Source organism: Methylocaldum sp. 14B (assembly GCF_002005105.1).
GTDB lineage: Bacteria > Pseudomonadota > Gammaproteobacteria > Methylococcales > Methylococcaceae > Methylocaldum.
On the sequence record NZ_MSCV01000051.1, the window covers coordinates 1 to 23,189 of the forward strand.

The following is a 23,189-nucleotide window of genomic DNA, read 5'->3' on the forward strand; positions in this document are numbered from 1 at the left end:
CACGTTAAACAAGCCATTCCTATGCCGCTCTTTGTAATTACGTCTCAACGGCCTTTGCGGCCTCTCTCAAAAGCACGTTGGTTGTCGGAGGGTCGATTGTCTGGATCTTGGTCTCAACGGCCTTCGCGGCCTCTCTCAAAAGCACTCTCGCTTTAGCCACCTCTGCCTTCATAATTATGGGTCTCAACGGCCTTCGCGGCCTCTCTCAAAAGCACACCCCAAACGGGCAGCATGCCGCCCCAGAGCATACGTCTCAACGGCCTTCGCGGCCTCTCTCAAAAGCACACGACAACAAGTCAGTCGCCGGTTATTTCGATAAGTCTCAACGGCCTTCGCGGCCTCTCTCAAAAGCACGTAAGGAAATCATGCTCACCATTTCCCGCCAACTGTCTCAACGGCCTTCGCGGCCTCTCTCAAAAGCACGGAAACAGCGCTGCTCGCCGCCGCCGGGTCCCACGTCTCAACGGCCTTCGCGGCCTCTCTCAAAAGCACGAAATCAAGAAACATCAAGCTTTGGATGAAGCTGAGTCTCAACGGCCTTCGCGGCCTCTCTCAAAAGCACTTGGCCAGTCTGACGTTAACGACCTGGTCCAGGCAGTCTCAACGGCCTTCGCGGCCTCTCTCAAAAGCACGTTTTTTCTTACACCTTCACTACAGGAGATATACGTCTCAACGGCCTTCGCGGCCTCTCTCAAAAGCACAGATGTATGTGTATCTAGCGAAGGGTGCGATGAAGGTCTCAACGGCCTTCGCGGCCTCTCTCAAAAGCACCAAAAAAAACGTGCCTCTGGACTGGTAACGGTTTCGTGTCTCAACGGCCTTCGCGGCCTCTCTCAAAAGCACGGTCGGACTTGAACCGACACGACTTGCGTCACCAGTCTCAACGGCCTTCGCGGCCTCTCTCAAAAGCACCTTTATCGGCTCGGTCTTGCCTTAGAGAGTGCTTGTCTCAACGGCCTTCGCGGCCTCTCTCAAAAGCACGCAGGGACGTAGCATCGACGCAAATCTGCTGATATGTCTCAACGGCCTTCGCGGCCTCTCTCAAAAGCACGGCGCCTTCCGAACCCCCCATCCGCCGCGGCCCAGCATAGCCGATTCGGCGGAAGGGTCAAGATCGTGCCTTGAAAATCGCCGCTCCACCCCAAAAACGGCTGCAAAATCAGCATAAGCCGTTGATTTTGAAATATCGGCGGCGATTTGCCCGGATTTTTTCAGAATTTCCGATTCAAGTGGCTGATTCCACACGGTGATTCTCAATTTACCGGGTTCCGCACGGTATCAAAGAATGATCGCCGCCGGAAGGCTGGCGACGGGCAAGCCGTCCAGGCTTTCCGAATCCCGCCGGCAGCGTCCGCACAGCCGGTAGAACCTGAGTTGCCGCTCCTCGCCCAGCACTTCGGACAGCTCGTCGCGGAGTTCTGCCAGGGTCCGCCCGTCCCGCAGCCATACCTCGTACACCGACTCCTGAACCCGTTCCCCGTAGCGCAGAAGGATATCTGCGGCCCGCTCGCGAATCCGCTCGTCGGCGATGTCGTAGCACACGAGATAGAAGCTCATCGCATGCACCAGGCCTTGAAAAGCACAGACGGCTTCCGCAGGCTGTCGATGAGCCTCAGGTTTTGCCGGTGCAGATGTTCCCACAACCGCAGGGATTCCTGGTCATCCAGCCCGGCGATCGGCTTTTCGAAACGCTCCGTCAGCGCCGCTAGATACTCGCGCCTAGGTGCTTCCTTCATCCGGCAGCCGTCGGCACCGATCGTGAAATCGTCGGGCTTGAGCCGACCCTGGGTCGCCATGGCCAGAGCCGTGCGTTCCACCAGGTGACGGAAAGGTTCCATCAGGTCGGAAGCCAGCGTCGCATGCCGTCCGTGCGGCTGATGATAAAAACCCAGCCAGGGCAACAGGCCCGTCGCCCGGAGGCTGGTTTCGGCGTGGGCGTACAAGATCGTGTAACCCAGGGACAACAGGACATTGAAAGGGTCCGGAGGCGGCCGCCGCTCCCGCCCGTCGAATCCCCATTCCGCCGGTATCCAACGGGAAAGGATTCGGAAATACAGCTTAGCGCCCTGCCCTTCGAGACCGTTCAATTCGTCGCGGCTTTGCGCCCTACCGGCTTTGAGGATCAAGGTCTCCATCGCCGCCCGCTCATCGCGGGCGGAACCTTCGGCATCCCGCTGGCGCAGCACTTCCCGCTGGTGCCGGAGCCGGACTTCCACCAGGCGGCGCGCGACCATCAGACAAAATGCCGGCTCGCGGCTGCGGGCCGCTTGCAGGAGCCACAGTTCCGCACCCTCCGCTCCCGGCTGGCCGTCCCACAAAACGCCCTGATAGCGCCCGATACTGTCGGCGAAATGGACGGGCAAACGATTTCGGAGGGCGGCTTTGAGGGCGGGCGTGGTGAGGTGGTGAGGTCCGATCAACACCAAGGTCCGCACCGCGCTGAGCGGCACGCTGCGGAGCGTTTTGCTTTCCCGGCGGACTTCCAGCCTGCCTTGGGAAACGCCGATCAGCGCCGGGGCACCGGTCACGTAGACCACGGCGCCTTCCTCCCCGGCCGATGCCGAATGGATAATGCCGGCCCCTGGTTGTACAGAAATCGGAGCGGTATTCTCCGCAAGATCCGGTGTGGCTTCGCACCGCTGCGCCTCGGCCAGCCAACCGGCGGGCGCCTTCGGTTCCGCAGCGGGTTCTTTTCGGCGTTCCCCGGCCGCGTCCAGCGCCATATCGTTGACGAATACGTAGCCCAGGTATTCGAAGCCCCGTTCGAAGTCGGTGACGCGGGTTTTCCCCGCATTGAGGCCGAGCCCGATCTCCGCCAGGGAAGTCCGCGCCGCACGAGCCGCCTCTTCCGCCCGCTCGCGGTCCTTGCACAGCACCACGAAATCGTCAGCGAAGCGAATCAGCCGGAAACCCGCCGCTTCCAAGTCGCCGTCGAAATCGTCCAGCATCAGGTTGGCCATGAGGGGGCTCAGGGGCGCCCCCTGGGGCAGGCCCGCCGAGCGCTCGATGCGCTGGCCCCGGTATTCCACCGGAGCGCTCATCCAACGGAGGACCAGCGGCACCACGGGATCGTCGCCGAACAGGGCGGACAGGCGATTGTGAAGATGGCTCCAGCGGACGCTGTCGAAGAAATGCTCGATGTCGGATTCGAACACCCAGCGGTAGCCCTCCCGATAGGCGTCGCGGATGGCGAGTGCGGCGCCGTGCCGGGAACGTCGCGGCCGATAGCCGAAGCTGCCCCGGGAAAGCAAGGGTTCGATGGCGGCTCCGAGCACTTGCGCCACGGCCCGCTGCGCCACTCGGTCGAAGAACGGCGGCACCGCCAGCGCTCGCAGGTCACCGTCGGGTTCGCGCACGACCACACCTTTAAGGGACGGCGGTCGATAGTCGCCGGCGGCGAGACTCCGGCCCAGCCGCGCCAGGCGTTCCGCCGGGGCATCGTCCGGTTCCTCGTCTTCCTCTTTTTCCGACAATGGCTCCGGCCATTCGTCGTCGGAGAGCGTCTTGGCGGGGGGCCGCACGTTGGCGCGGATGGCGGCATAGGCCTGGCTCAGGTTCTCCTCCTCGGCGGCCCGGCCCAGAAGCGAAGCGGTGGGAGCGGTCCGCTGCAAGGTCCCTCCGCCGTCTCGCTTTTCCAGACGGTAGCGGCCCCAGCCGAACGCCCGCCGCTGTCCGATGCCGAGATATTGACCGAGCACCCAGAGCCGCCAAAACTCGATCGGACGGTCCGGCCCGGCACCGAGGTCGGCCACGCCCATCAGCCCGCCCATGGCCTGTTCATTGCCCTGCTCGTCCCGATAACGGCTGTCCACCCAAAAAAGATCCATGTCGACCGTTTCCGGAACGGGCGCCGGTCCGCGCGACCCAGGTTCGACGCCGCGGCGGCGCAACAGATCGGCGAAAGCGTCGTGAGCGCGGGCGCAGAGCAACTCGGAGCTCACCTCTCGCCGGTCCCGGCAGTAGCGGAGCTCGCCCCGGCGCCCCGCTCTCCTTTCCTTTTCCAGCAGCAGGCGGACCGGGGACAGCCAGCGTACCCGCGCGAAATCCGCCTCGCGCCAGCAGGCGGCCTCCCGATCGAGTTCGGATTCCGAATAAGGCGTGAGTTGGTCCACGGAAATGGCCTGTCGTCCGGTAAAGAGGTCCCGCGCTTCCTCGAAAACGAGATTGTCCCGAAACGGCATGGCCGGGTCGCTGCGCCGGGCGCTCACGGGAAGCTTGGCAAGGTTTTGCAGCGCCTGCCCCAGCAGATTCTCGCCGCCGGAGGAGCCGTAGAGAGCGAAACGGTAGCGGTCGCCGGCCCGGTAGGCGGTCCTCCCGGATTCCGGCGCATCCACGGTGAGGTGAAGATCATAGTCGGCGGCTTCCTGCAACAGCGTCCGCAGGAAACCGGTGAGCGCCGGGGCGTGGAACGTAGCGAGATTCGCCTGCGCCGTGAACCGTAGGGTGACCACCGCCGCCCGCAATGGAAGCAGGCTTTCCAGCGGCAGTCGGTTGCCGCTGGCAAAGGAAGTCACGTCATCTTGAGTCCGCTCTCCCTCTTGTGCCGATTTGCCGACAGCGAATTGAGCCGCGGGAGTCTCGGACGATAAAGACAGAATGGGAGAACCCGACCGTATTGAGCCGGAATGACGGGAATCGCCGGCGACGTTGCCGCGTTTAACTCTAGCTCCCGTTTCCCGTGTATCTTCAGCCATAGGCGATCAGTTGTCTTTTCGGGAAAACCATGAATGGCGGCAGGTCCAGCAGGCCGGAATGCCGCCATAATCCGGACCACGCGCCATTCCCGTCACCGGGAAAGATTTCAGCCCCAACACCGTCACGAACGTTCTCCCAACAGGGCCTTCATGCGGGCGAGAAGACGTCCCCACGAAAGGTGTTCCAGGCTGATCAGCTCCACGTCCAAGGCCCTTGCCTTACCGAAAAGGGCCGGATAACGGCTGCGGTCGCCGTTGATCTCGTCGATGAGATCGGTCGTGACCACCAGTACGACGGCATCTCCCGGCCGGCCGAAGTGGTCGGCGAGGTCGTCCGCCTCGAGCACGTATTGCATCAGCTTGGTTCGAAGCCGGGCAGCCCCGTTCTGAGAATCATCGAACGCAGCCCTCAGGCACTTGCAGGAGACGAAGATCAGCCGATTCCCCCGGCGGGCGATGACATCCACCTCGTTCTTGCCGTCGTACTCGTCCACCTTCCAGTACAGTACGGTAGAAGGCAAGGCCGCTTCCGCTCCCGCCTCCTCCAGCGCCAGCGCCGCGAGATGCTCCAGCCAGCCGCCGGTGAGAAAGCGGACTTTCCGGCTGTCATCGGAGCGGCGGTAGTACGATTGCCGCTCCCTCGTCAAAAAGCCCGATTGCGCCAGCGTTTCGCACAGCTGCCGTTCCTGCGGCGATTCGGCGGCGAAAGGTTCCGTGTACCCCAGGCGTGGACGGATGCCGTCGAAAACGGGGTAACGGCTTGCGAGCATCCGCGCCAGATTCGCCCAGTGGGGCGGACACGGTTCACCCGGATCGAGACTCGCGCCCCGTTGTTCGAGGAGGTGGGCGATTCGGTTCATGAATAGCGACTCCGTACCTACCGACCCATGGAAGCCGTCGATATAGGTGCGTCCTCCTCTTGCTCCTCGATAAGCTTCACTTCAACTTCATCAAACGGAGGACACCACGAGAGATATTGCCCGGTTGACATTTTCTCCAGCTTTTCCGGCAGTTTGGTGAGTTCGAACGTCGCCCTGTAATGCAATTCGAACCCCCCGTCCTCGGACTTCCGAATTTCGCCTCCGTGTGATTTCACGAACGCCGCCTTGAAGTCCAGCTGTGCTTTAACCATCTGGGCACCGATCTGCATACTCAGCGCACGGATATCCGATTCGCCGGCGAGATAGGCGTTTTCGCAGCGCATCACGCGACGCCTGTTAAATAGAAAATCCACGGTCAGCCGCTTCGGCAGATTGTCGCGCCAATCCTGGCTCATTTCTCCCCACCATACGGCGAAGGCGGTAAACAAGGTGCCCAGACCGACCACCGGATCAAGAAAGCCGTTCCAGAAAGAATCCTCCTCTGTGAGCAGCTTGCCGCCCAATGCAAAGTCGAGCACGATGATAGCCAAAAGAAGCATCGCGGCAGTGAAGTACATTCGACGATTGCTGAAAGAGAAACGGAATAGTTCGCGAAGCATGGTGTGGTTCATGGTTTGCTTTTCTCCTCGTTGTTCTCGTCTGACTGATGGCCCAGACAGGACTGACCGGCTCAGCGCGAATTCTGCCGATCAGGTCTGCCGGTCGTGCTGCTCCAGCAGTGCCTGTATTTGCCGCGCCCTGTGACCCTTTTTGCTATTTTCGTCCGGCACCCACGTACCTGCCGTTTCCATCATCGCCCGCACTCTTGCGGCAACTTTCGGTTTTTCGGCGTCCGCCCAACTCGGGGACGCAGCAAACAGGGATTGGTGCAGCTTCTGCCAAGCGGGAAGCCCCTTTTCGGGCCAAGTCGCGATCACGCGGGCAACCTTGCTCTCGAGTTCCGGATCCAGGGGGCTCAAAGCAGCGATCGCTCGGGATTCCCCGGCCGCTTCCTCCGCTTCCCGCCGCTCGGCCTCCGCAGCCGCCCGCGCTTTTCGTTCCGCATCGACAGCGTCGTCCATCTCTTTCTTCAGCGATTCGTACGCTTCTTCGTCAGGCTCCATCCGTCCGTAGCCCACCGCCGTCTTCGCACCGGCGCCGGCCCATTGCAGGGCGTCCTTCAATATTTCCATGACTTGCGGCAGCGCCGACTTCGCGTCTTCGAGATCGCGATCCGGCAAGCCTTCCCGTACCGCCACGCCGAACAGAAAGGAAGCCTGTTTCACCACCAGGAAAGGGACCGGCACCGGACTGTGCCAATCGGCCGGAACCACGTCCGGATCGGGTTCGCCATTGATCGCGCGGATGTCATCGCCCTTCTCGTACCAGTCGCCGCAGTGAGGCGTCATGACGTCGGCTCCCAGTTTGACCGCTCCGATCGGAACGGCGTCGAAAAACGAAAACCAGCCGGACCGCTCGGCGACTTCCTCTTTCTCTTTGGTTTGTGTGCCGAACCAAGGCTCGATCCGGGCGTCGTTCGGGTCATTCCACTCCATCCAGCCGCGCACCAGGCCCTTGACGCCAGAACCGGGCAGATAGGGCGTCCCCAGCGTCGGATGCCAAGTGAAACCGTTCTCGGTGGGATGATCGTTGCCGAGGCCGGTAGCGAAGTACCAAGCCAGCGAAAACACACGGGATTCGCCTCCGAGGGCATGCAGCAGCGCCATCTGCCGGAGGGCGAAGGAGCGGCACCCGCCATCGACGGTCTTGGCAAAACCCTCGATGAAGTCCGCCTTGCCCTGCTGGGCTTCCTGCACGATATCTTTGGTCCGCGGATCGCGTCGTTCCGGCAGATTGAGGAAACCGGCAAAATCGGCCATATAGCCGTCGAAGAATCGTTCCCAGACCAGTCCCGGATGCTGCCCGTCTTTCGGTTTGATCGTGTGCCCCTCGGCTTGGAAACGGGCGCCGCTGTAAAGCGGTAGATTCGATTGCCTGGGCATTTCAGTTCTCTCCGTAGGCCTTGACGAATTTCTTCACCCACAATAGGAATGCCAGCGCCTCGGCCTGAGCGGCCCGGTAGGTGTATTGAGCGCCTCGGGTGATCCCGACGAGCAGATCATCCTGCCCGGCATAGGCCTGCCCGGGCCCGGTGAGCCAGTCGGACAGCAGCTTGTAAAGCTTTTTGTGATTGTCGTCCTTGCTTTTATAGAACGCCGCAGCCTGCCCCAAGCCATTCTTGAGAATCAGCGAGGGAAAGCTTTCGGCGGCCGACTTGAGTTCCATGGAAATACGCCCGCCGCACTGGCCAGGATTCGCTCCCGTCGCCCACTCCAAAGCGAATGCGGCGCGCTGTTGTTCGATGGTTTGCACCGGCATGTTCACCCCCCCATCGTTCCGTTTTGCTGTATATGGACCGCGATTTTGCACCAGCCCATGCCCACCGTCTCGTTACCGCCCACTTGGAGATACGGTTTTTTGAACAGTTCGTCAGTCGCAGCTTTCAACACTTCGGCGGCGGTCATCCCACCGTTCCCCGGCTTACGCGCATCGTTGGCGATCAGGCTTACGTACAGCAGGGTTTCCGGCGGCAGGGTTTCTTCGTACCACAGCGCGCCGGTCCGGACTCTCTTGGGCTTGGAATCCAAGGCCACATGCGGCGTTACCGGGGTGGCGTAGCGGCTGATGATCGCGAAGTCCTCGTCCGAGACGAGCACGAATTGCCGCTGCAAGTCCTGGGCAAAGCCGGAGACCCCCGATAACCCAGCGATCGCGGTGATGACCGAGGATAAAGCCGGATCCGCGTCGACCGCGAACTTATATTCCTCCAGGTATAAAGCGGAATCGGCGGCTAGGGCCTTGGCGCGGGGAACGCCGTTTTGCGCCGGCCCCACATCGGGCATCTGGAAAGTGAATCCGGAAAGCCCCACCCGTTCCGCGTCCCGCTGCAGGCGGCGCAAAACAGCCGGACAAGTAACCCATTTGAAATGTCCTGTCAGCGAACGGACCGGCAGCAGCAAAAGCCGCGCATCTCCGACCAGCAATGCACCGCCGTAATCGGAGGAGTTGCCGTTTTCCGGTCCGAAGATCACCTCGATCTTCGGCAGTTTGCGGGCCGTCGCGGCGGCCCTTAAAGCGCCCTTCACCGCCGAACCGAAGATACAGGGCCAACCGGTGTGCGCTTCCCGCTGAATGGGAAGATCGACCACGTCCAGCGCCGCCCCGGCGCCGGCATGAATGGAGGTTTCAGCGTGCAGCCCCAACAGGGCCGTCGTCGTCATTTGCATAGCATTTCTTCCCCTATAGCCAGTAACCCGCAGCGATTTCGCCGCGCCCCAATTCCGGATTCAATCCAATCTTCTTATGCTGAAGTTTGCCCACAGCCTGGGCGATATCGCCTTCGACCGTGCAGAACAGCACACTGCCCGCCGGCACCAGCGACTCCGCCGGACGCGGCCGGTGCGCCGCCAGATCCCAGCCACCCTCGCGAACGCTCTTGCCGAGAACGGCAGCCCGCACCGTCAGAGTGACTTCAGCGATCACGCCTTTCCATACCGTTGCTCCCTTGTCATCGGTCCGCTCCTCCAACTCCCGCGGAAGCCAGCGCTCCTCCTCAAAGCGCGCTGGGGTCAACAGCGCCAACAGCACGCCGCGCGCTCGGTCGACTTTGTCGACCTGGACGGGCTGGAAGGCTTCCGCCCGGCGAACGGCGGCGAAACGCCCTTCGCCCCCGAGCCGGAGCAACGTGTTTCCACGACCGAGGTCAGCGGCCAGTCCCTCGACGCCGATGCCAATCACGACATCGGCGCGAGGCCTGGCGTGGACCGTCTGATAGAGCATTCCTTCCCGGATACCGTGACGGGCGTGCTCCAAGCCGATGCCCAGCCGCGGCTCGGGGTCATACAAGCACGAGGCGGACAGCGGTTTTTTCGGAATGTCCCCGGATAAAACGGCTTGCAGATCGTTCCGGGTTAGCCAAACGTTTTCCAGGGGCTTGGCACCCGGAGCGGATTCGGCGAGTTCCGGCAGATAAACCCGGCCCAGATCGCAGTTCACCGGCACCGAACCGGGCCGCAGATGGACGAAACCGCTGTCGGTCTTCAGAAGCGAGAGCGGGGCGGGATAGAGCCGTTCGCCCCCGAGCATCGGGAAGGGACCGGTGAGAGCGAGCGCACCGAGGCCCGGATCGCTCGCTTTTCCGATCACGTCGATGATCTTCTGCTGACTGGGGTCGCCCCGGCGGTATTTCGGCCAGTCCGCGCCGAGGGCGTTCCCCACCAGGGATCTGAGCGCTCCGGCCATAGTGCGCGCCGGTGGCGGGAACCGCCCTTCCAGAGGTTTGGCGCCGATTGCCTCCATGGGCCGTGCTTCTTTGAAAAAGAGGGTATCGTTCGCTTCGAAAATCAAGGTTTCCATGGGCTTATCTCCGCTCCACGCCCTTTTGCGCCAGGAACCGCACCAACAGCGCGCCGTCTGCTTCCGGCTTTTTTCGCGTCCACTGCACCGGGTCATCGATATCCGCGGTTCGCACCACCGGACGGCACTGGTCGAACAGCGGACCGACGATTTCCTTGGCACACGCCAGGGTAGCGGCCTTGCCGCTTTCCCTGGCGGGACCCGAGGCGATGTAATCGGCGGCGAGCACGTTTGCGGCTGCCTGGTGAGAATCGAGGCCCTGCAATACCGTGAAGCGTTCCCGCATCCGGTAAAAGAACTTGCTGGAAAATTGTCCCGGCTCCTGGCTCGATTCGGCTTTCTGAAAAAGGTCGGCAAGATGCGCGATTTCCACCGTTCCGTTTTTCAAGGCGATTTTCCACGGCTGCGCCCAGGTCAGGTGCTCGCCGCCCGGCTTCAATACCCGCACCGCAATGGCGTCACGCCCGGCGCCATCCTTGGCGATATCATCCAGCACGTGATGCGCCTGGTGCAGAACCTCGCCCAAGGCCACTTTGACATGGGCGTAAATCACCGCTCCCGACAGGGTGGTCGGTATGCCGCTGCTCTCGAAGCACTCCAGATACTTACGCCGTAACGCCGCGGCGCAGGCCAACGCATCCTCCAGGGGCAGCAGGGCCAGCACATCGTCGCCTCCGGCGTAGATCAGGAATCCGTTGTTTTCCTCGACAATGCCGGGGACGTCCGTCGTGAACCGGTTCAACGCCGTTGCGATCTTCTCTTGATTGTCCGGATTGCCCATGTGGACACCGAGTCTGTCGCCGTCCATCAGAAGCACGGCGTAGAACGGCGACAGCACGGCCCGAGCGAAGTTCTCCTTCGAATCCCCGAAATCGGCCAAGAGTCTCTTGACCTCGCCCACTTTTTCATTCAGTCCGTAACGTTCCGGCTGTCGCTGAGCCGTGTCGAAAAACAGGTTGCCGTCGAGGGAAATGAATTTCCGTCCCTCCGGGTACAGCTTGTTCTTCTGCAAAGCCCGGTCCAGACACCGGATGCGGGTGTCCCATTCGCCACAATCCGCGCCCGCGTCTCGCGCCGCTTCGAACAAAGCTTCTAATTCGGCGCGGTCGGCGTGTTCGAGTAGTGTTTCCAGCCAGTGCACCGCCGCCATATAAGCCACCGAAGGGCTATTGGACTTGAGCGGCCAGCCCTGGATGCGGATGGTTGTCCTATCTTCTAAAGGAATTTCGGCCGCGAAGTCGCCGAACCAGCGCACGAAGCGGCGCTTGACGAAAGCCATGGCGCACAACATTTCGTTCTCACGCAGGTCGGTGCATCTCGCGTTGATTTCGCGCCAAAACTTCCGGCGCTGCTCGTTGTCCGAATCCGACATGCCTTCTATGCCGGAAAGCTCCTGCCAGCCTTCCATGATCATGCACTTACGGCCCGGCTCGGCGGGCGGCAAATGATTGCGCCAGTTCTTGCGGCGATCGAGCAGGTTGGACTCCGCCTCGTTGCTAGTGACCACCCAGGTGATTTCCCAGAAATGCCGATGCTGACGGTCCCAGACGGCGCGGACGCGGTCCCGCTCCTCCGACGTCAAGATCGGCGCCAAGTCCTTTTCCCAGACTGTTTCCGCCAAGGACTGCCACGCGCGACGCACGGCCTTGGCGACGAGTTTGCCGCCGAAATCCGCCGGTACACTGGCCTTGAAGCGGTTGGGAATCGCGCCTTGGCGCGGCGGCTCGCCCTTTCCTTCGCCGTTGATCCAGTCGAGATAGCCCCCCGGCGGCTCTGGAAACTTGATCATTCCGCCCAGCTTTTCCGTCGCCGCCATCGCCACGCCCGACAACCAGGACAACAGAAACGATCCCGCCCAGAAATCTCGCGTCCGACGCGCCTGGGCCACGAAGCCTTGAACCGGGCCGAGGGTGAAATGGAAGCAATGGTTATTGTCTACCATGACATTAGCCCCGTAGTGCCGCTGGACAAGAAATCTTTAACGGGTTGAAAGGAAACCGGTACCGGTACGCTTCCCACACTGAGAGAACCAACCTTCACACGTAATTGGGCGCCGCGGGGCAAAAAGCGAGATTCCAACAACAAAATCAATGGCATATATCTCTCATTCTCATTTCCGTCGCGAAATGCGCAGACATGGATGAATAAGGGACTGGCGCGTCGAGACGGGTTGCTGGGGTTCGGTGCATAATCGAAAACCACATTCGTGCCTTTCAGCGAGCTGAAACGATAAGGATGAGGCAGGCCGAAGATCGAACGCTCGGGACCAGTCGTTCCTGTCGGTATACTGCGGGCTCTCGCAATGGCATGTACCGAGTGGTGATCGGTAGCAAAAAAACGAAGGTTTGTTATCGGAATATCCGCGGAACCAACAATACGACACCCGGGTTTTGCGGCACGATCAATTACCATTTGCTTGGTTGTTTTATCCCTTTTATAAATAGCCGCCGTGCCATTGGTTCGGAATCGATTGAATTTAGCGCCTATATCTTCGAGAACGTCCGAGTTCTCGGCGCGAACCGGGCCGGTGTAGCCCAATGCGAATCCATCGGCAAAAGCCGAAAACGGTGGAGCAGATCGAATTGGTCCACTATTTTTGGGTATCTGTTTCTTCAGCCAGACGATTTCCCCGTTTAATTCCGTTTCCGTGGGCAGACGATGGCCGTTCCTGCCATCAGCCATTAAGCGAACGACGGAACCGAACCCCCGCCGGCTTCTCGCACCTAAACCACCGGCTATGCCAAAAGCCCGTAACGCATCTTCGATCTGTGACCGATCGGCTGCATCGAGACCGGGCCGGAACCGCAGTACAACTTCGAATCGGCCGCCGGGCTTAATGGCATTACGGTCATTTAGACCCATGCCTTTGAGATAGGCTGTTCCGGTGAAGCTTTTGGTGAAATCCTTTCCTGTATCGACAACAGCGTGTCTTACAGCCAGCAGAAACACTCCTTGGCCTCCTTTTCGCTCCTTCGCGGCCGTACCGAACAATCTCGCTTCCTCCCTGTGCAGCGTCTGCAAAGCGGCAATGTCATCCGCCGCGTTCCGTCGAAAACGCCCCCAGTTCAAAGCTCGCCACCAGAAACGCAGCGCACCTTTGACGCTTGGCGGACGGATGCTTTCTGCTTCGTGACCGGCCCCGCCGAGAAACATCGGCGTGACGATTTGAAAATGAGCTGTGATGGCAGTCATCTCATCCCCCCTTGATGATCGAAGATCAAAAATTTACGCGATATTGTCGCGATCATGAAACATGACAAGCTTGTCTGCGGTTTTCACCGCAGACCGAAACCGTCTCTGAATCTACGGAACGTTACGACTGCGACGAGCACTGCGCACGGCACCCGCTTATCCAACGCCGCCAATCGATCGCTCTATCCCCGCCACGATCCCCCCGCGAACACTAAGCCGCGGGCCTCGCAGTATTCTTCCAGACGCGCCATGTCGCCCCGTTCCGGTATACCCACGAACCAGATCTGATCGCCGTCGACAGCTACCTGAAACCGCTTGCCGCCATAGACATCCGGATCTCCGTACCGCTCGAGCCCGAGCGGCGTGAGCGGTACGACGGGCTGATTGGATGAACCTCTGAGGGGCTTTCCGGGAAGTTTGTGCACGTAGGGCTCGGGAACGAGGGCGTCGATCTGGGTCAATAGGGTGGCGTGTTCTCTGCGTATCCGCTCATAAGGCAAGCCGGAATAGCAAAGTACGTCCACCGGCCGCGGCAAGCACTCGGCGAAGCTCCGGAATTCGGCGAGAAAATACGCCAGCGCATCGGCCTGCTCGAAGGGTTCGCCGCCCGAGATGGTCAGTCCGTCCAGACCTCGGTTTGCCATTTCTCGGCACCAGGCGAGCAGATCGGTTACGGGGATGTCCCGGTTCGCGTCCCGTACCCAGGTATCTTGGGACACGCATCCTTTGCAGCCGATGCTGCAGCCTTGGGTCCAGATGCCGATGCGGCGGCCGTAGCCGAGTACCGTCACCGGGTAGTGGGCCTTGTTGACGGAAAGCTTCACGCGAGGGTCACGCTATAGAGGCCGTCCCGGTCTTCCACGGCGGATACCGTAACTGCCTTGCGGCCGCTCAAATCGACCTCGAACAGGGCGCGCGCCAAGGGGTTGATGAAGGTCGTCTCCAGTTTGCTGCCGATACCGCGTCCGCCCATGCTGAGGTCTGCGGTGCACCATGCACGAAGCTGGTCCCGAACGGGCTCCGCGATTTCCAGTTCGACGCCATGCTCGTCCCTGACGCGCGCCCGGACGTTCTCCAGCATGCCGGCGAAAATTTTTCCGGCAGTTTCCGGGGCGATGAAGCCGAACACCACGATGTTGTCACCCAGCCGGTTGAGGAGCTCCGGGCGGGACAACTCCTCGGTGAAGAATGCGGTCAGGGCTTTACGGATTTCCGTGTCGACCTGCTCGTAGGGCGCCCCCGGTTCGACCACTGGCACAGTAGAGCCATCGGGGAGCCGCTTGGTCACCCCCTTGTTGGAGGTAAACACGATGATACTCTCGGAGAAATAAACGGTTTCGCCCCGCCCGCTGGTCAACCGACCGTCCTCCAGAACTTGCAGGAATTTGTCGAAGATTCGGGGGTTGGCCTTTTCGATTTCGTCGAAAAGAATCAGGCTGAAAGGCCGCTGGCGCACGGCATTGATCAATTCGCCGCCAGCCTCGTAGCCGACATAGCCCGGCGGCGCGCCCAAAAGCCGCTGATCGGCGTGCTCGGCGGAGAACTCGCTCATATCGAAACGGATCGGCTCCCCGTCGAAGATTTCCTTGGCCAGGGCCTTGGCCAATTCGGTCTTGCCCACACCGGTGGGGCCGGCCAGAAACAGGATGCCCCGCGGCCGTCCGGGTGAGGATTTGACATGGGCGCCGGTGAGGCCCATCACCGAGCGCTTGAGAATGTCCATGGCATGGCGTACCGCTTGCGGTTGACCCAGCACCCTGGTGGCGACTTCCCTTTCTGCCCGCTCGATGCGCGCCTTGATTCCCTGCCCTTTCCAGGGATTATCCAAACCGGGATCGCCCGTCTTGTAACTTCGCACCGCATCGTCCACGTCGGCCAGGGGTAGTCTTCTCGCCCGAGCGATTTCCGCCACTTCCAGCATGTTCCGCAGGGAGAAACCGTCGGTCAGATCGACGAAGGTTCGGGCAAAGGGAGCCATTTTATCCTGATCGTCCACATAGCCCTGAAAATTCTCCAGCAGTTGGAACGCCGCCTGGGTCCTTTGGTCGTAATCGGGCCGGGCGATATCCACCCCATGGATCAAATCGTTGTCGAGGGTGAACCAGGCGGGCAGATCCTGCACCCGATTGACCAGCCAAACGATGGGGTTGTACAGGGATTCTCCATTAATGTAACGAGGAGTCGCGGAGCGCGCGAGCTTTTCGCAGCCCACGTAGAAATCGTGTTCCTCCTTGGTCAGTTGCTGGGGCGACACGGGGAGGCGGGAGGCGTAGTCGACCACCAGGGCGACCCGCCGGTTTGCGCCGGCCACGCTGCGCATGACTGTCAACAGCGTGCCCAGGCTGGCCGGCATGGAGGCGCCGCTGGTGCGGATTCCCAGTTCCTCGCCGAGCCTCGCGATAGACTCGCCCTGCGGAAATAGCGTAATGCCGTCCACCGGATCGTAGAGGACCAGACACTCGAATCCCCTGGCCGAAAGCCCCGCCCACAGGCATTCCCGAAGGGGGAGAATCTTGTGGGTTGGGGCGACGGGCAGAAGGAACAGATCGCGGACATTGCCGGAAAAAATGAACTGCGGGCGAATGAGAAGCAGCCGCAGCAAATCCCGCAACCATTTGGGAGCCAAGCGGTCGCCAGCGATGCGGTCTACGAGTTCGGACATGGCTCAACCTCCTTTCTTGAGGGTTTGCGGGGTCTTTTGCCCCGCTGCGGGCCGCTTGCGTTCTTCGGTAAACCGGTCCCAGTAATCCCGGTCGAGGTCTTCGGCCCGGATCTGTTGCACCGGCACGGCTCCCGGTTCCAAATGCCGCCTGGGGTCGGCGCGCATACCCCGCGTTGCCAGAACCTCTAGCAGCCGGGGCAATTTCCGGCACCAATCCTGTTCGGTCTTGAGATCGGCATTCACCGAACCGGACGCACCTACCCGCACCACATTGAAGTTCACTTGGTCTTCGCGGGGGTCCACCCGGAGACGGACAAAGTAGTCGTCGCCCATGTCAGTGCTGCGGAAATGCACGTGGCCGCCCTCGGCGAACAGGGTTTCCGAGATGGGTTCGACGCTGTAGCCCAGATCGTCGAGGGCCTGGGTCAGGATGGCGGCGGCCGCTTGTGCTTTCCTGGTCCGTACCCTTTTCCGAACCTCGCCCACCCGCCGCCGATCCTCTTCGCTCAATCGGGCCTTTCCGTCTGCCACGGCCTGGAGATAGGCCCGCACCGAGGCCACCCCTTCTTCCTGCAACTCCGGGATTTCCCGAAGCAGCTTGCGCGCCGCCTCCCGCTCCGAATCCAGCATCCGGGTCAAGCGTTCGATACCCTCCCGAATCTGACTGGCCAGGCTCTCGGCGATCTTCGGGTCCTGAGCGGCGGCGAGCGCCTGCATGCTGCAATCGAGGTCTTCGGGCAGCGGGATGGGATAGCGTCTGTGGAACCGCCTGATAGTTTCCTGGGCAGACTGGCGGGCATGGCGGCACGGATCAGACTTTTCCGGCGCAACGTCCCTTTCGGCAGCGGGCGGCGCGAAATAATCGGCGAGCACCTGCTCCGCGCTCTTAGGTTGTCCCGGCGCCGACGCCCGGCTGAAAGAGAGGGTGGTCCGGCGCTGGCCGGCCGGGGGGCGTAATTGGTCAAGTTCCTGCTGAAACCGTCGCTGGTGCGCCTCTCCCTGTTCCAGCCATCGACGCAACGAAGCGATTGACGTGTCATCGGGTTCGGCGGGCAGCCGGAGCTCGCCGCCGAGAACCCTGGCCTCCGCGGCGAGGGTTTCCAATTTCCGCCGCTGGTCCTGAACCTGCCGCCGAAGATCCTGCAACTCTAGGCGCTCCCGTACCGTCGGATGAACCTCCGCGATCGGCTCGGAGTAGGAGCTCAGCGCCGAGCTGTCCACGTCATAGTCATAGCTTTTCGGCCCGCTCACGGCATTCTCCTCTCAATCGGAAACGACGATTTCCAAGGCGGCCGCGAAGCGCACGCGGTCGCCCGGTTCCAGGATTCGGGGCTGAAAAGGCTCCAGCGGTTCACCGTTGAACCAGGTGCCGTTGGTGGAGCCGAAATCGCGCAGCCACAAACGCTCCCCCTCGATGAAGAATTCGGCGTGCATTCGGGAGACATCGGGAAATTCGGCCTCCAGCCGCTCGGCCAACTGCCCTCCGGCCGGCGGCACGCGCCCGACGAAATAGCAGGAACGTATCGCAACGGTTTCACCCCAGGGCCACTGGAGCGTAAATTCTACGGCTGCCGGGCGGTTGCAGTAGCGGCAACGTTCCTGTCCGGTTTCGCGCGTGGCGCCGCAGGGGCAAATTCTCGAAACCCCGTCTGCACCGGCCGAGAGCGAGGCCTCGTCGGAGGTGAGTGCCGCCTCTCCAACTCGAGTGGGTTCCGGCGGCTCCGGAGGCGTATCGAGGGGCGGATAAAGCATGAAGGAAGTCCCGCACTCGGCGCAGCGCCCCGGTCCTTCGCTCGCCTCGGAAACCGGTTCGCCGCATACGCTGCATCGCTTCGACATCAGGCTGCTCCCGCGGCATTCGACCTCGGCTCCGACGCCCTCAATCCGCCGTGTACGTCGACGCTCCGGTCCTCCATGATCTTTTCCAGAATATCGGTGATTTCCAGCTCGCGCAGATGGGCAAGTTCCGGATGGTCGGCGATCTCTTTCAGGCTATAGTTGGTGACGGTAATGATCCGGTTGACGTTGAGCCTTCGGCGGGCGTCCAGGTAGGCGTTGTACTCGGAATAGGGAAGGCACCATTTGATCACCACCGGGAACAATTCCAAGGCGATGAAGAAGAACATCACGAATAAGCTGACGGCGGCGGCGGTGGGGTTCTCCGAGATAATCCGGCTCAAAGCCATGGCTTGGGACAAAAAGTCGTAGGAAGAGCGTTTTTCGGCGTCGATCTCCCTCCTAATCTGCTCGATCCGGGTCATGTAGCCGGAATAGCGCCGCGCCAGTTCGTCCTCCACATCGCGCGAGACGGTTCTTAAGTCATCCCGTGCCTTGTCATATTCCGTCTGCACCTGCTTCAGTTCCTCAATGCGTTTTTCACACACTACGCGGCAAGCGACGCGTTTTCGTTCTTGTTCCAATTCGTCCATGGCCATCCGGACCTGGCTCTGCAAGGCTTCAATGCGGGCGCGGTGGGGCGCCAGCAGGTTGGCCCGCTCCTCGGCGATTTCCGCGAGATACTTTTCCATTTCCTCCGTTTTCGGTTTGTTCCGTTCTTCCACCATGGTCACGATCTCGGCGTCGATGCGGCCTTCCAAAAGCTTGAGCTTGATCGGAAAGGCGATGACTATGCCGATCAAAATGGCGAGCAGGGCTCGCGGAATACCGGCGACCTTGGTCGTAGCCGCAACGATTTCCCGATCGAAGAAAGCGATGGCCAAGGCATAAACGGACGCCACAACAACGGGAACCGCAATTCCCAACAAGGAGGACTCTTTTCCGAAAAAACTGGAATGAATTGCGAAAAAGGACGAAACCCACGCCAAAAATGCGGTGATGAGAACCATCACGCCCAGTGCGGTCTGGGTCATTCGCGTTTCAGGCGTGCAAAACTGAAGGGCGTGCAAATCGGTCTTGGACAAGAACAGTAAAAACCGCTCCAGGCCGGAAAATCGCGCGCCGTAGTCGTGTTTGATTTTTTCCGCGCCGTCGGCGCTCTCGGGAGCCGCGGACCCAGGTGCGGCTCCGGTTTCCGGTCCGTTTTCTTCGGCCATGTGTATCCCCCCTTGGTTTGTCTAATATCGTTCTCGGTCTTCAGTGCTTTGCGCCGACCCGGCCGAATAACCAGTGCCTCCATGGTTGGCGCCCGGTTGCCGCTTCGCCGTCCCAATCCATCATCGGCTGCAACTCCGCTCGACTCGCGAGATCGACGACGGTAAGGCAGGGCGCCAACGGAATTGCCCCCAGAAGGTCTTTGGCGCTTAGGCTGGGAGCCCGCCCGCGGATCACCGGTTGCAGATCCCGGCTTTTCGCTGCGGCCGCCAATGCCGGCACGGCCAGCAGCGCGGGTGTAGTCCGCGACAGTTCTGCCGCCGGTGACAATTGCGGTAGATCGAAAACCAGGGGCGGCAAACGGCTGACAGCAAAGCCGCCCGAACCTATGGCGACCAGGGTGAACTCGGCGGTTTCGCCAATCACGAGTTCCCGTTCGCCTTGCAGCGGCATTCGTCCCCGCCCGACAAGATAAACAATACGCGAGTTCTCGACGATCCAGGATAAACGCACGGCCAACCCGACCGTGAACCGGGCGTCTCCGCAATCGAATAGAATGTCCGTGTGCACGCGGGAGAACGCTACGTGGGGCGGATTGCGTCCCCATCGGAAGGGTTCTCCCGCCTCAGTGCGGGTTCCGGGACTGAATTCGTAGTGGATACGCCGCTGACGGCGCGCCCGTTCCTCCAGCAGCGGTTCGAGCAGGCAGACGATGAGCTGCCTGCCGGGAGGCAGGGACGCGGGAGGCCACCCCAGCGCCAGCAGCCAGGCGGCGGGTATTTCCTCCAGTCTTCCCGCCCGGCCGGCATCAGCGCGCAATTGAGCGCGGACCTCCGGATCGCATGCCGCGAGGTACAAGTGCGCCAGAATCGCTTCCGTTGGCGGCAGGGTATCCACCGGCCCGGCATAAGCGGCGACGGCTTCGCGGCCGGACTCAAATTCCGCAACCGTACTCCGCCATCGGGAGCTCAGTCCGCCGAGAGAACGGCCAGAACTCAGGGATTCCAGTTCTCCCAGAACGTCCAAACGGTAAATCTCCTCGACCATTCTTTGCGCTGATCCGTCCCCCCCCATCGCGGCCCTGCACAGCGCTGCGAGGTCCCCTTCGTTCAAGGCTAGATGCTTCCACACCGGAGGCAATTGCGGATCGGCCGTGTACAGGAAGCGCAAGAGCTTCAGATGGGGATCCGCCTCGGTTCGCAGAATGGCCTCCGCTCTCGCCGCAAGTCCCTCATTCCGCAGTCCAGTCTTCAGCCACTGGGCGACTTCACCATTCTTGAAAAGCTGCACGCCTTCTTCCCAGTGAAGGATTAGAGCCGCGAGGAGTTCCCGTAGCGAAGCGCCGTCGGGAGTCCCTAATCGGAAAGTGCGGTGAGACCGGACATCGAGCGACTGGCGGAAATGCAGCTCAGACGCCCTTTCGAGCCAGGTTCCGACTTCCCGTTCCCCCCAGCGCCGCGTTGGGTCCCGTGTCAAAAGACCGAGGCACAGTTCCCGCCAGGCGGCACCGTGCACCTCATAGAGCGCTTCGGGCCAGCCATCCCTTAACAAGCGTTCGATAAAGGCGTTTTCCAGACCTTCGAAGGGATGATGCCCCGTCAAGGACTCCAGAACGATCATACCCAATGACCAAAAATCGGCGGCCGGAGAAAACTTGCCGTCGAGGACCTCCGGCGCCGCGTAGCTTACCGTGAAATTCCGTCCCGGTCGTTCCGGCGAGGAAGGAAACCAGGCGGTAACACCGAAGTCGATCAGAACTAGGTCTAGCGGGTCCCGGCCGCGAACCAGGACATTCTCCGGCTTGACGTCCCGGTGCACCAGGCATCTGCCGCGTACGTCCGGCGCGTGAAACCGGGCTAGGGCGGCGGCCGTCTGTCTCACGATTTCACGGCACATTTCCGGAGACAGTGGTCTTCTCCCCGCCAACAGATCCCGCAGAGTGCCGTGCTCCGAGTAGTCGAGCACCTCATAATAGCGACCGTCCGCTTCGCCGTGCTCGCGAAGAGCAACTACGTGCTCCCAGCCGACGGTTCTAATCCGCTCTAGCACTCCGCTCTCAGGCCGCAGGGACTTCCAGTAGAACTTGAGTACGACGAACTTTCCATCGCTCTTGGCCTTTGCCAGGATCAATTCGGCTTCGACGCCACGGATGAGCGGATCGACGAGTTCATACCGTTCGTCCAGAGAAGCTGGGAGTTGCGTTAGCTCATGTCTGCCAAGGGCCGCCTGCGCCCCGCCGTTTTGAGTGCGGACGGTGAAACGGGCACAAAACCGATTGCCAACACATTCTAATTCTAAGAGTCCTTCACGGTCTCGCCGCGTGACTTTCGCCATAAAGTCTGCGATCAGCTAGCCCGTATCGACCGGGCGGTGTTCCCCATCATTGCCCCCATCGAAAACCATCTAGTTTCTAATTAAGGCGTGAAGCCGCGGTTCTCCTTTCTACAACTCTCACTCACCGACTACTTCAGTCGTAGGCAACCACTGATGTCCAATCGAGCCTATAACAGCTACAAAAATGCCCAAAAGGAACAGGCGCAACGCAAATCGCCGAACCGCTGGGAACATACCTCCAGCGATCAGACACGCCCCTGCAGACACGATTATGAGTTGAGCGAGTCCGCCAAAAAGAGCGGTAAAGTTTTGTACCGTCACTCAGTGTCTCCTCTGCGCTTACATCCGCCAAAATCTTAAGCCAGGAAAGTATCTATCGGAGAATGTAGTGGCAAGAAACTAGTTGCTGATAATCTCAGGCTTGTGTCCGCCATCATACCAAAGCACATTCTTGCGGCGCATACTGGCTAACGCCGCTTAAAAGCAGTGCCAGCCTGTTTCAGCGGCGCGAACGTGATCGCGCGAGGAGGAACCTTTTGCGACGAGGTTATTTCGCCGACGCCTGGGTCGCCACCCCAAACCCGATTGTGACGAACCAGAAATCCCCGCTGCAAGCGAATGGTTTCTCGGACGTCCGGCTTGTCCATCAGGCCGTAGCGCCGCTGCGCACTTTCTGCGGATAAGGGTCGTCCCGGTCGCGCCGCAGACGTCATGTGCCTTCCTGGAGCCAATCCTTGCTGGACTTCCTGCTCTGCCCTTTCGCGGCTGGTGTACCGGTACACTGTACGGGGTTTCGTTAGCGGTTTCGCTAGAGTTGCAGCATCCCGGACGGATTCCTGTCGGAACAGTCTCTTTATTGCCGAACGAGAAAGAGTTTTAGCTATGCCTCCTGCTTCCGCTCTCTGATACAGGTCACTTCCCCAAATCAACAACAATACCAGAACGGCTTGCAGCAGTTTCACTTTTTCCTCCCAGCAGGTGGACAAACACAAAACAGCAGCGACGTTTCAGCCCCGGTGCAGCATTGATCGCAGCAGCCACCACAAAACGCGGAATGGCCCAGCAATCAGGAGGTCTGCCAAGCGCACCAGCCATGTGCCAATAAACTGGCCGATAACCTGATCGGCTACCCCCTTCCCGAATATCAATGCGATAAGCGAATACAGGACAAGTAGAGCAAATATGGGCATCAGCAACACTAAAAACCATACAGGAACCTGCTCGATCCACGGCTCAAGAAGAGGCACAACCGCTATATCGATTGCTACAAAAGCGGCTAGTGGAGCCGCTAGGCGGTACCACCCCATAATCGCCGCCCCGATGGCAGCTACCCCGATCCATGGAGTCCACCACTCGGGGAAAAACAGTCCGATCTCGTGCAAGAGTCTCATTCGCAGCTACTCCACCCAGAAAGGTTACGGTTATAAATGGCATCTCACTATGGCATCTCACTGAAGAAAGATACATACAAACGCGAAAAAGCCATCATCCAAACAGCTTTTTAACCATTGCACTCACCGTTTGGCTGGAGCGCATCAGCCTAACAGGACATTCGTAAGGATCTTACAACGGCAAGCTTGTTGAGACAGTCAAGGCCGTTTTCGGCTGGACCAATCGCGTCATGTCCGCACTAACTTAAGGTTAATAGATGATGTCGTTGTCTTCCTTTGCGCGTAAGCGTCTGAGGTGACGTGGTTCAATATCAGCAGACACCTGAGTTAAGGGGTGAACCGCCCCGGCTTTCCCGGAGACAGTTAATGGGTCCTCCCGGTTTTTTATTGGAGCTCACGCTTCGGTGCTCGGCATCCCACTGTTAACACGCGATGTGGGCAAGTACGCCGTCAATTTTCCCCCATGTGACGCTGATCACGCCAGAATCGGCAGAATAGCGTAAGTACAAAGAAGCGGACGCTTGTCCGGTCTTCAAGAAGCCACAGCTTTTTAAGCGACGACTTCTCGGCAACGGCACCTCGATGTATC

Annotated in this window: 17 protein-coding genes and 1 CRISPR repeat array; all 17 genes read right to left on the bottom strand. The window is 60.5% G+C overall.

The genetic code is table 11. The features are described from left to right. Positions 1–41: 41 nt before the first annotated feature. A CRISPR array of direct repeats spans positions 42–1,051; the repeat unit is 35 nt; unit sequence GTCTCAACGGCCTTCGCGGCCTCTCTCAAAAGCAC. 227 nt (positions 1,052–1,278) lie between these two features. The 17 genes from cas2 to B2A78_RS25905 all read right to left on the bottom strand — a co-directional run bounded on the left by cas2 (position 1,279) and on the right by B2A78_RS25905 (position 22,418). After that, the gene (gene cas2 / locus B2A78_RS24605; protein WP_077732695.1) at positions 1,279–1,557 is read right to left on the bottom strand and encodes a CRISPR-associated endonuclease Cas2; all 279 of its coding nucleotides are present in this window, start codon (positions 1,555–1,557) and stop codon (positions 1,279–1,281) included. Next, positions 1,554–4,694 (bottom strand): CRISPR-associated endonuclease Cas1, encoded by a 3,141-nt coding sequence (gene cas1, locus B2A78_RS24610; protein ID WP_077732696.1) that lies wholly within the window; start codon positions 4,692–4,694, stop codon positions 1,554–1,556. The genes cas2 and cas1 overlap by 4 nt, the downstream gene beginning before the upstream one ends. Positions 4,695–4,816: 122 nt before the next feature. Continuing rightward, positions 4,817–5,554, bottom strand: a complete 738-nt coding sequence (locus B2A78_RS24615; protein ID WP_077732697.1) for a DUF1887 family CARF protein — start codon at positions 5,552–5,554, stop codon at positions 4,817–4,819. Positions 5,555–5,571: 17 nt separating this feature from the next. Continuing rightward, positions 5,572–6,186: a hypothetical protein gene (locus tag B2A78_RS24620; protein WP_077732698.1), complete on the bottom strand. Its 615-nt coding sequence runs from the start codon at positions 6,184–6,186 to the stop codon at positions 5,572–5,574. A gap of 78 nt (positions 6,187–6,264) precedes the next feature. Then, entirely contained in the window at positions 6,265–7,557 is a 1,293-nt protein-coding gene (gene cmr6 / locus B2A78_RS24625) for a type III-B CRISPR module RAMP protein Cmr6 (protein ID WP_077732699.1), read from the bottom strand. 1 nt (position 7,558) lies between these two features. Continuing rightward, positions 7,559–7,933, bottom strand: a complete 375-nt coding sequence (gene cmr5 / locus B2A78_RS24630) for a type III-B CRISPR module-associated protein Cmr5 (protein WP_077732700.1) — start codon at positions 7,931–7,933, stop codon at positions 7,559–7,561. A 2-nt stretch (positions 7,934–7,935) separates the two neighbouring features. Next, on the bottom strand, positions 7,936–8,841 hold the full coding sequence (cmr4, locus tag B2A78_RS24635) for a type III-B CRISPR module RAMP protein Cmr4 (protein ID WP_205780898.1): 906 nt from the start codon (positions 8,839–8,841) through the stop codon (positions 7,936–7,938). Positions 8,842–8,854: 13 nt separating this feature from the next. Further along, positions 8,855–9,970, bottom strand: coding sequence for a type III-B CRISPR module-associated Cmr3 family protein (locus B2A78_RS24640; protein WP_168175552.1), 1,116 nt, complete (start codon positions 9,968–9,970; stop codon positions 8,855–8,857). A gap of 4 nt (positions 9,971–9,974) precedes the next feature. After that, positions 9,975–11,912, bottom strand: a complete 1,938-nt coding sequence (cas10, locus tag B2A78_RS24645; RefSeq protein ID WP_077732702.1) for a type III-B CRISPR-associated protein Cas10/Cmr2 — start codon at positions 11,910–11,912, stop codon at positions 9,975–9,977. After that, positions 11,906–13,162: a type III-B CRISPR module RAMP protein Cmr1 gene (cmr1, locus tag B2A78_RS24650; protein ID WP_077732703.1), complete on the bottom strand. Its 1,257-nt coding sequence runs from the start codon at positions 13,160–13,162 to the stop codon at positions 11,906–11,908. Before cmr1 ends, cas10 begins: the two co-directional genes overlap by 7 nt. A 182-nt stretch (positions 13,163–13,344) precedes the next feature. Then, on the bottom strand, positions 13,345–13,986 hold the full coding sequence (locus B2A78_RS24655; protein ID WP_077732704.1) for a 4Fe-4S single cluster domain-containing protein: 642 nt from the start codon (positions 13,984–13,986) through the stop codon (positions 13,345–13,347). Beyond that, entirely contained in the window at positions 13,983–15,824 is a 1,842-nt protein-coding gene (locus tag B2A78_RS24660) for an AAA family ATPase (protein ID WP_077732705.1), read from the bottom strand. The genes B2A78_RS24655 and B2A78_RS24660 overlap by 4 nt, the downstream gene beginning before the upstream one ends. Positions 15,825–15,827: 3 nt before the next feature. After that, positions 15,828–17,075, bottom strand: coding sequence for a hypothetical protein (locus B2A78_RS24665; protein WP_077732706.1), 1,248 nt, complete (start codon positions 17,073–17,075; stop codon positions 15,828–15,830). A gap of 12 nt (positions 17,076–17,087) precedes the next feature. Then, a complete protein-coding gene (locus tag B2A78_RS24670) occupies positions 17,088–17,663 on the bottom strand; it encodes an FHA domain-containing protein (protein ID WP_077732707.1) in 576 nt (191 codons plus the stop codon). Then, entirely contained in the window at positions 17,663–18,877 is a 1,215-nt protein-coding gene (locus B2A78_RS24675) for a DUF4407 domain-containing protein (protein WP_077732708.1), read from the bottom strand. The genes B2A78_RS24670 and B2A78_RS24675 overlap by 1 nt, the downstream gene beginning before the upstream one ends. Before the next feature lie 40 nt (positions 18,878–18,917). Next, the gene (locus B2A78_RS24680) at positions 18,918–21,209 is read right to left on the bottom strand and encodes a serine/threonine-protein kinase (RefSeq protein ID WP_077732709.1); all 2,292 of its coding nucleotides are present in this window, start codon (positions 21,207–21,209) and stop codon (positions 18,918–18,920) included. 912 nt (positions 21,210–22,121) lie between these two features. Next, on the bottom strand, positions 22,122–22,418 hold the full coding sequence (locus tag B2A78_RS25905) for a hypothetical protein (RefSeq protein WP_143735310.1): 297 nt from the start codon (positions 22,416–22,418) through the stop codon (positions 22,122–22,124). Positions 22,419–23,189 lie beyond the last annotated feature (771 nt).